We start from the raw sequence: 9,170 nt of genomic DNA on the forward strand, positions 1-9,170 counted from the left end.
AATGGCCACCCGAAGTGAAAAGGCGGAAAGCCGGGCGCGCGGATCGATCCGCGATGCCTTGCTGGATGCCGCAAGCGCGCTGATGCGCGAACAGGACAAGATCGATATCGGCATCGTCGAGATCGCAGCGCGTGCCGGGGTCAACCACGGCATGATCCGCTATTATTTCGGCGACAAGGAAGGCATGCTCGCGGCCTTGCTCGACCGTGACGTGCTGCGCGCGATCCGCCAGCTCGACGCCTTGTTCCGCCTGCCCGTCACCCCGACGGCGCGGATGCGCATCCACCTCGAGGGCATCCTCGATACCTATTACCGCATCCCGTACCTCAACCGCCTGATCCAATATATGGTCCGCGACGCCGAGCCCGAGCGGGTGCGCCATATCGGCGACGAGCTGCTGTCGAAGATCGCGGGGGCGCAGGCGCGGATGATCGAGGAGGGCATCGCGGCGGGCGAGTTCAATCCTGTCGATCCCAAGCTCTTTTATTTCAACACGATCGGGGCGGCCGACGGGCTTTATTCGAACCGCCTGACGCTGCAGGTCGTGTTCAAGGGCAAGCCGCATGCCGACGACGACCTCCATGCACGCTATCGCGAACACACGGTCGAGACATTGCTCGCCGGACTCGTCAAAAATTATCAGGCTTGATAATTAGATATTCGCGCCGCATAAGCCGCGCATGAACCTCGAACTCGACGCGGAACAAACCCTGCTGCGCGATTCGCTCGCGCGCTTCCTGGCCGAGCAATTGCCGTTCGACAAACGCCGCAAGATGCGCGATTCGGCCGCCCAGCTGGCGCTGTGGCGCGCCGCCGATGCGGCGATCGGCATCGGCGCGGCCGCGCTCCCCGACAGCATCGGCGGCTTCGGCGGCGGCCGCGTCGCGGCGATGATCGTCGCCGAGGAACTTGGCGCCGCGCTTGCGGTCACCCCCTATGTCGACTGTCACATTCTGACCGCCGAATTGCTGCTCATGCTCGGCGAGCGGGCGCGCGCCGCCGCCATCGCGCGCGGCGACGCGCTGATCGTCACCGCGATCGAGGAACCCGCGACGCGCGGCGCCATCGGCGCGATCGCGGCGCGCGCGACGCCCGCCGACGACGGCTGGACGCTGGCCGGGCGCAAGATCGCGGTGCCCTTCGCCGCCGAGGCCGATCATATCGTCCTGCCCGCGCGCGACGCCGAGGATGACCTGCGCCTCTTCCTCGTGCCCGCAGCATCGCTGGGCGATCGGCTCCACGCCTATTGGACGATCGACGATATGCCCGCCGCCGACATCGACCTGGCCGGATTGTGGATCGACAGCGCCGCCGAGATCGGGCGCGGACAGGATGGCGAGGCCGCGCTACAGGCGGCGGTCGACGCCGCCATCGCCGCGCTCGCCGCCGAGGCCGCCGGGCTCGCGCGCGTCCTCCTCGACGACACTCTGCTCTTCACCAAGCAGCGCCGGCAGTTCGGCGCGACGCTGTCGAGCTTTCAGGCGCTCCAGCACCGCATGGTCGACATGCTGATGCTGCGCGAATCGATTTCCGCCGCCGCGATGCTCGCCGCACTGAAACCCGGCGACGCGCAGGCGACCGCCGCCGCCAAGGCCACCATCGGCGACGCGCTGCGCCAGATCGGGCAGGAAGCGGTGCAGCTCCACGGCGCGATGGGGATGACCGAGGAGCTGCGCACCGGCCATTATTTCAAACGCGCCACCGCGATCGAGCAAAGGCTGGGGACGAGCGATTTCCACGCTGCGCGTTATGCTGACACCATGGCGAGCTAAAACCCTTCTCCCTTGATGGGAGAAGGATACGCAGCCTTGGCCGCGAAGCGGCTTAGGCGAAGTTGGATGAGGGTGATGGTGCGTCATGGCACCACTCGCTTCGGGTCGAAACCGCACCCTCCCTGCGCTGCGACCAACGAACCAGTTCGCAAGTCTCACCGCCTCCCCATCAAGGGGGAGGAAGGAATGTCACAGCCCCAGCACCGCCTTCGCCAATATATTGCGCTGGATCTCGTTCGACCCCGCATAGATCGACCCCGCGCGCTCGTTGAAATAACGCAGCGGCGCGATCGCCTGCCAAGGCTCGCCCGTCACATGGCCGTCCGCCGGCGCGACATGCGCGGGCACCTCGGCGCCCGGCATCGCCGCATGCGGCTGGAACGCCAGCCCCGCCGGCCCCGCCGCCTCATAACCCAGTTCGGTGATATGCTGCGCCAGCTCGGTCGCCATGATCTTGAGCATCGACGCCATCACCCCGACGCTCTCGCCCTGCCCCGCCGCCGACAGCAATTTCAGCTCGATCATCTCCAATATGTCGACGCGGATGCGCGCGCGCGCCAGCTTGCTCGCGAACACCGCATCGCCCGCCATCGTCGCCTGCGCCTGCCTCGCCAGCGCATCGACGCGCATCGCCAGCGCCGGCGCGTGCGCCGATCCGCCGCGTTCGAACTCGAGCAGATATTTCGCCACTGTCCAGCCGCGATCGACCGCACCGATGACATTGCTCCGCGCCGAGCGGGCATCGTCGAAAAACACCTCGGCCTGGATCTGCTCGCCCGAGATCATCGTCAGCGGGCGCACCGTCACCCCCGGCTGGTCCATCGGCACGAGCAGGAAGGTAATGCCCTGCTGCGGCCGCTCATGCTTCGACGTGCGCACCAGGCAGAAGATCCAGTTCGCCTCGCCCGCATGCGTCGTCCAGATCTTCGACCCGTTCAGTACAAAATCGTCGCCGTCGGGCGCCGCGCTCATCTGCAGCGAGGCGAGATCGGATCCCGCTCCCGGCTCCGAATAGCCCTGACAGAAAAACACCTCGCCCGACAAAATACGCGGCAGGAAATAATCCTTCTGCGCCTCGGTCCCGAACGCCGCGATGACATGCGCGACCATATGGATGCCCATCGGCGACAGCGCCGGCGCCCCGGCGCGCGCGCGTTCGCGGGCGTAGAGATAAAATTGCGCCGCGCTCCAGTCGCGACCGCCATGCTCGGGCAGCCAGTGCGGCGCCGCCAGCCCCTCGGCAAACAATCGCGCCTGCCAGTCCATCGACACATGATGGTCGGGATAGACGCTCGTCGCCAGTTCGGCCCCCGCGCGCAGGTCGGGGGTCAGCGCGCGCGCCAGCCGATCACGGATGTCCGCCGCGAAACGCGCTTCGTCGTCACTCCAGTCGAGGTTCATATCGCATCCGTTGCAAGTAATTATCACATCTGATAACGACTTTCGCCGACAGGTCAATCGTGATGGGATCGGGACCGCATGAACCGCATGAGCAACACGCCGCCCGCGATGGCGATCGATTTCACCAAACCGGCCGGCGAAGCCTCGCTGCTCGCCCCCGATTCGCTGCAATGGCGCATCTTCAAGAACCCGATCGCGATGGCGGTCGGCGGGGTCGCGGCGGTGCTGCTCGAATTCGCCGACGCGCGCATCCGATCCGGCGTGTGGGACCATTCGATCTACAAGGTCGATCCGATCGGCCGCTCGCAGCGCACCGGCATGGCGGCGATGGTCGGCGTCTATGGCCCCGCCAGCGCCGCGCGCCGCGTCATCGGCGGGGTCAACCGCATGCACGCCAAAGTGTCGGGCGAGACGCCCGGGGGCGAAGCTTATACCGCACTCGATCCCGAATTGCTCAACTGGGTCTATGCCACCGCGCAATATGGCTTCCTCACCGCCTATCACCGCTTCGTGCGCCCGCTGTCGGCGGCCGAGCAGGCGCGCTTCTGGGCCGACGGCCAGCCCGTCGCCGAACTCTATGGCGTCACCCGCACCCCGAAGTCCGAAACCGAATTCCTCGCGATGATGGAGGAGTTGCTGCCGCGCTTCGAACCGCATCCGATCAACAGCGAATTTCTCGACATCATCCGCTCGGGCCGCGCCGCGCCGTCGGTGCCGCGCTTCCTGCACAAGGCGCTCGCGCGCGCTGCGGTGTCGCTGCTGCCGCCGGTGGTGCGTGAGCGACTAGCCCTCGGGCCCGACCATGACCTCGGCACCCGCGATCGCATCATGGTGAAAGCAATGGGCAAGCTCGCCGACCGCCGCAAGGATCCCACCTCGCCCGCATGGCAGGCCGCCTTGCGCCTCGGCCTCCCGGGCGATACCGCCTGGCGCTAGGCACGGCACAATATAGCGGGGCGAAATGAACGCGGCACCAACCTATGTCACCGCCCCCGACGGCGTCCGCATCGCCGCCGACGTCGCGGGTTCCGGACCGCTCATCCTCTTCGTCCACGGCTTCCCCGAACTGCGCCAGTCATGGCGCCGCCTCGCCCCCGCCGTTGCAGCCGTCGGCTATCGCACCGCCGCGATCGACGTGCGCGGCTATGGCGACAGCGACCGGCCCGAAGCGATCGACGCCTATCGCATGGAGGCGATCGTCGCCGATCTCGTCGCGGTCGCCGATGCCCTGTCCCCCGACGCGCCCGCAACGCTCGTCGGCCATGACTGGGGCGCCTCGATCGTCTGGAACGCCATCATGGCGCGTCCCGACCGCTTCGGCGCGGTCGCCGCGCTGTCGATCCCCTGGCTCGGCCGCGCCGCCGCGCCCTTCGACGCGATGTTCAAGCGCCGCTTCACCGACAGGGGCCGCTTTTTCTACCAGGCCTATTTCCAGGAACCCGGCGTCGCCGAGGCCGAACTCGAAGCCGACCCCGCGCGCTTCCTGCACGCCTTCTACCACAGCATCTCGGGCGACGCCGCGCCCGGCGACTGGCCCAACGACAAGCCGCACGGCGCGAGGCTGCTCGACGGCGTGCGCTTCCCCGACACGCTTCCCAACTGGCTCGACCCGGAATATTTTGCTCACGCGGCCGCGACCTTCGGACGCACGGGCTTTGCCGGCGCCCTCAACCGCTACCGCAACCATGGCCGCGATTTCGATTGGGCGGGCGGCTTCGATCCCGTCATCCGCCGCCCCACGCTGTTCATCGGCGGCGGCAGCGACCCCGCGCTCGTCCTCGGCACCGCCGACCCGATCCCGTTGATGCGCGACGTCGTCCCTGATCTCGAGGCGCATATACTGGCGGGCTGCGGTCACTGGACCCAGGCCGAACGCGCCGCCGAGGTCGAGGCGCTGCTCCTCCCCTGGCTCCGCCGCACCACCCCCGTCTGATTGGCTGAAGGAGAAACCCGATGGCCCATGGCACCGCCACGATCGGCAAGGATCATTATCGCACCGAAATCACCGTCGGCGGCCATGCCCTCGTCGCCGACGAACCCGCCGCGCTCGGCGGCGGCGCGGTCGGCCCCGCGCCCTACGACCTGCTGCTCGCCAGCCTCGGCGCCTGCACCGCGATCACTTTGCGCATGTATGCCGACCGGAAAGAATGGCCGATGGAATCGGTCGAGGTCGGGCTGCACCTTTCGGGCCAGCATCCCGACCGCCGCATCGACCGCACGCTCCGGATCACCGGCCTCGATGCCGAGCAATCCGCCCGCCTCGCCGACATCGCCGAACGCACCCCGGTAACGCTGACGCTGAAGGGCGGCTTGCCGATCGACACCCGGCTGGTCTGAGTTTCGACCAGCGGGTGCCGACCGGACAGCGCCCGGCGATCAGAAGCCGAAGGCCACCCCGACCCGGCCGCCGGTCGAGCCCTTGACCGTCGACCCGGCGATGCCGCCGCTGACATAAACGCGCGGGGCCAGCCGGACCACCGCAGCGCCCGAAAAGCCTTGTTCCCCGCGATAGGTGGCGAGGTTGAACGACACCGACACGTCGCTGTCGGGCACGATCATCGTGCCGCCCATCGCCATCGCGGTCGCGATGCCGCCATTCGCCTGCACTGCATGGCGTTCGAGCACGACGGTGCGCGCATCAAGCGCAGCATTCTGCTGTTCGAGCAGGTTGACCCGGTTCGGCAGCCCGCCGAGCGTCGCGATGTCGAGTGCCGAGGTGCCGAGATTGCCCGCCGCATCGGTGGTCAGCAGCTTGAGCGTGCCGCTCTGCGCCGCATTGCTCGCCGCCGATCCGACGCCCGAGAGCGTGTAGGTGCTCGCCGAATTGCCGAGCGCGACCTGGCCTGCCCGATTGGCGACCGCGCCATTGCCGATCGCCACCGACCCGTCGCCGGTCGCGCTGCTGGCATTGCCCAGCGCCACCGCGCCGGTGCCGATCGCGCTGTTGTTGGCGCCGAGCGCGACCGCGCCGGTCCCGGTCGCGATATTGGGGTCGCCGATCGCCACCGCGCCATTGCCCGAGGCGACATTACCCGCGCCGATCGCAACCGCCTGGCCATTGATCGCCCGCGCATTGGCGCCCATCGCCACCGACTGGTTGCCGCTGGCGACCGAACCCGGCCCGACCGCGATCGCATCGACCCCCGTCGCCTGCGGCCCCGGCCCCGTGCTGTTGGCCCGGAAATAGGCGCCATTGGCGAGCGCGGTGTTCGCCGTGCTCTGCGCCGCCGCCGCTTCCGAGCGCGCCGTCGTCGCGGTCAGTTGCGCCGCCGCCGCCTCGGTCCGCGCCGTGTTCGCGGTCGCCTGCGCCGTGCCGGCATTGGCAAAGGCGGCATCCGCGCGGTCCTGTGCCGTCGCGGCATTGGCACGCGCCGTGTCGGCCTGCGCCTGCGCCGTCGCGGCTTCGGTGCGCGCGGTGTCGGCGGTGGCCTGCGCCGCCGCCGCCGCCGCCGCATTGCTTTGCCCCGCCGCGAGCGCCTGATCGGCGGTCGCCTGCGCCGCATCGGCATTGGCGAAGGCCGCATCGGCGCGGGTCTGCGCCGCCGCCGCTTCGAGTCGCGCGGTGTCGGCGGTGGCCTGCGCCGCCGCCGCTTCAAGCCGGGCGGTGTTGGCGGTCCCCTGCGCCGTCGCGGCATTGACCAGCGCCGTATTGGCGGTGCCCTGCGCCGCGATCGCCGCATTTTGGGCCGTGGCAGCGTTGGCGAGGGCTGTGTTCGCGGTGCCCTGCGCGGTTGCGGCGTTCGCAAGCGCATTGTCCGCCGTATTTTGCGCCGCCGCCGTCGCCGCCGCATTGCCGGCACTGCCCGCAAGCGCCAGATTGGCATTGGCGAGCGCGGTATCGGCGGTACCCTGAGCCGCCGCCGCCTCGGCGCGCGCCGTATCGGCGGTGCCCTGCGCGGTCGCGGCATTGGCCAGCGCGCTGGTCGCCGTGCCCTGTGCGGTTGCCGCATTGGCCAGCGCCGTATCGGCCGTTCCCTGCGCCGTTGCCGCATTGGTCAAGGCCGTATCCGCCGTTCCCTGTGCCGTCGCGGCATTGGCGAGTGCCGTGTCCGCCGTCGTCTGCGCCGCGGCAACATTGGTCGTCTGCGTCGCCAGCGCCGCATTCAGCTGGTCCAGATTGACCGCGTCGGTGCCAAGCGTCCCCGTGGCGACATTGGCGATAGCGCGCTCGCTGCCGACGTCGCCGACCGACACGGTGCCGTCGCGCGTGGCCCGCGACGCCGCACCGATCGCAACGCTGTTGCTCGCCAGCGCCCGGGCGTCGCCGCCCAGTGCATAGCTGTTATCCCCGATGGCCATGGCGAAATCGCCGATCGCCACACTGTTGTTGCCCAGGACCTCGGCGCGGCGACCGATCGCGGTCGAAAAATCCCCATTTGCGGAACTGAGCTGCCCGATCGCGGTGCTGAACTGGCCGTTCGTCTCGGCACCAGCCCCAATCGCTACGCTGCCGGCCAGCAACGCCTTGGCCTCGCTGCCGATCGCAACATTGTGAATGCTCCGCGCCTCGGCCCGGTCGCCCAGCGCGATCGTGCTTTCGCCATCGGCGACGCTCAGGTTGCCGAGTGCAATCGCGCCAGTCCCGGTCGCATTATTGTCGGCGCCGATCGCCACCGCGCCGGTGCCGGTCGCCACGTTCGGATCGCCGATCGCCACCGCGCCGTCGCCCGACGCGACATTCTCGAACCCGATCGAGGTCGCCTTGCCGCCCTGCGCCACCGCGCCCGCGCCGATCGCGGTCGATCCGTCGGTCATCGCCTGCGCCCCCGCGCCGGCGGCGAAGCTGTCGTCGCCCGACGCCACCGCCGCCGCGCCGCCGCCGCCAACCCCGACATAGGGGTTGTTGCCTGCTGCAACGCCGGCGATCGCATTGTTGAGCTGCGCCAGATTGACCGCATCATTCGCGCTCGTCCCGGTGGCGACATTGGTTATCCGCCGCTGCACGAACTGCGACCCGACCGAGACGACATTATCCTCCAGCGCCTCGCTATTATGGCCGAGTGCGATCGAATTGATCCCGTCGGCGCGCGCGCCGCTGCCCAGCGCCGTGCCGTTGATGCCGTCGCTCGACGCCGACATACCGATCGCCACCCCCAGATCGCCGAGCGCATTGGCGTTGGAGCCCACGGCGACCGTTCCGGTTCCGCCAGCCGCGGCGATATAGCCCACCGCGGTGCTGTCTTCGCCGCTGGCGATGCTTTCGGCGCCGAGTGCGCTGCCCTTGTCGCCCGAGGCCGACGCGTCGGCGCCAAAGGAAACGGCAGAACTGCCGCCGGCCGAGGAACTTTGGCCGATGGCGATGGCGTTGTCGCCTTCGGCGTCGCTGTTGAAGCCGAGCGCGATGGCGTCGTCGCCGGTCGCGGCCGTCGCACCGCCGCTGCTGTTAACGCGCAGATAGGCCGAGTTGGCAGCGACCTCGTTCAGCTGCGCCACGTTGACGACATCGTTGAGCTGGGTGCCTCTCGCGACGTTGACGATCTGGCGGAAGCCGTTGTTCGACCCGACCGACACGGTGCCGGCACGATCGGCGACCGAATCGGCGCCGAGCGCGACCGCATTGGTCGCGCCGACCGTGACGCGCGCATGATCGCCGAGCGCGGTACCCCATTGGCCGAAGTTGGTGGTGCCGTTGCCGAGCGAGGTCGTGAAATTATTGTTGGTCGTCGATTCATGGCCGATCACGATCGACGACACGCCGCCGGTCTGTGCTGACCGCCCGATCGCGATCCCATCGGCGGCGGCGGCGGATGCGCCGGGCTCGACTTCGGAGTTGCGCCCGCCGATCACGATATTGCCGAATGCGTTGCCCGATGCGCCGTCGCCGATGGTGATCGACTGGACAAATTCATTTTTGGCGTTGTTGCCGATGGCGATGGAGCCGCTGAATAGGGTGCCGGGTCCGCCGGCATTGCCCGCGACCGCATTGCCGCCGATGGCGATCGCGCCGAGGCCGCCGGCAAAGCTGTCGTTGCCCAAGGCCACGGTGTTGACGCCCTG

At 68.9% G+C, this 9,170-nt stretch carries 6 protein-coding genes and 1 pseudogene; 5 read left to right on the plus strand and 2 right to left on the minus strand.

Annotation, left to right across the window (positions count from 1 at the left end; genetic code table 11):
• Window position 1 precedes the first annotated feature (1 nt).
• Together ACREB7_RS12950 and ACREB7_RS12955 are read left to right on the plus strand one after the other, a co-directional pair.
• Window positions 2-649, plus strand: a complete 648-nt coding sequence (locus tag ACREB7_RS12950; RefSeq protein ID WP_431592689.1) for a TetR family transcriptional regulator — start codon at window positions 2-4, stop codon at window positions 647-649.
• 31 nt (window positions 650-680) lie between these two features.
• Window positions 681-1,772 (plus strand): acyl-CoA dehydrogenase family protein, encoded by a 1,092-nt coding sequence (locus ACREB7_RS12955; RefSeq protein WP_431592690.1) that lies wholly within the window; start codon window positions 681-683, stop codon window positions 1,770-1,772.
• A 189-nt stretch (window positions 1,773-1,961) separates the two neighbouring features.
• Here the strand turns inward: ACREB7_RS12955 and ACREB7_RS12960 are convergent, their stop codons facing one another.
• The gene (locus ACREB7_RS12960) at window positions 1,962-3,173 is read right to left on the minus strand and encodes an acyl-CoA dehydrogenase family protein (protein ID WP_431592691.1); all 1,212 of its coding nucleotides are present in this window, start codon (window positions 3,171-3,173) and stop codon (window positions 1,962-1,964) included.
• 78 nt (window positions 3,174-3,251) lie between these two features.
• On the opposite strand from ACREB7_RS12960, the gene ACREB7_RS12965 reads away from it, so the two are divergent.
• Genes ACREB7_RS12965 through ACREB7_RS12975 form a run of 3 tightly spaced genes read left to right on the plus strand, consistent with a single transcriptional unit; the run spans window position 3,252 to window position 5,510 of the window.
• Window positions 3,252-4,109 (plus strand): oxygenase MpaB family protein, encoded by an 858-nt coding sequence (locus tag ACREB7_RS12965; RefSeq protein WP_431592692.1) that lies wholly within the window; start codon window positions 3,252-3,254, stop codon window positions 4,107-4,109.
• Window positions 4,110-4,134: 25 nt separating this feature from the next.
• Window positions 4,135-5,106 carry an alpha/beta fold hydrolase gene (locus tag ACREB7_RS12970; protein WP_431592693.1) on the plus strand — a complete coding sequence of 324 codons (972 nt, stop codon included), beginning with the start codon at window positions 4,135-4,137 and terminating at the stop codon, window positions 5,104-5,106.
• A 20-nt stretch (window positions 5,107-5,126) separates the two neighbouring features.
• Window positions 5,127-5,510, plus strand: a complete 384-nt coding sequence (locus tag ACREB7_RS12975; protein WP_431592694.1) for an OsmC family protein — start codon at window positions 5,127-5,129, stop codon at window positions 5,508-5,510.
• A 39-nt stretch (window positions 5,511-5,549) separates the two neighbouring features.
• Here ACREB7_RS12975 and ACREB7_RS12980 read toward each other — a convergent pair.
• Window positions 5,550-9,170, minus strand: a pseudogene (locus ACREB7_RS12980) (hypothetical protein); the annotation flags it as partial.

Origin of the sequence: Sphingopyxis sp. (assembly GCF_050725615.1) — a bacterium.
Classification (GTDB): domain Bacteria; phylum Pseudomonadota; class Alphaproteobacteria; order Sphingomonadales; family Sphingomonadaceae; genus Sphingopyxis.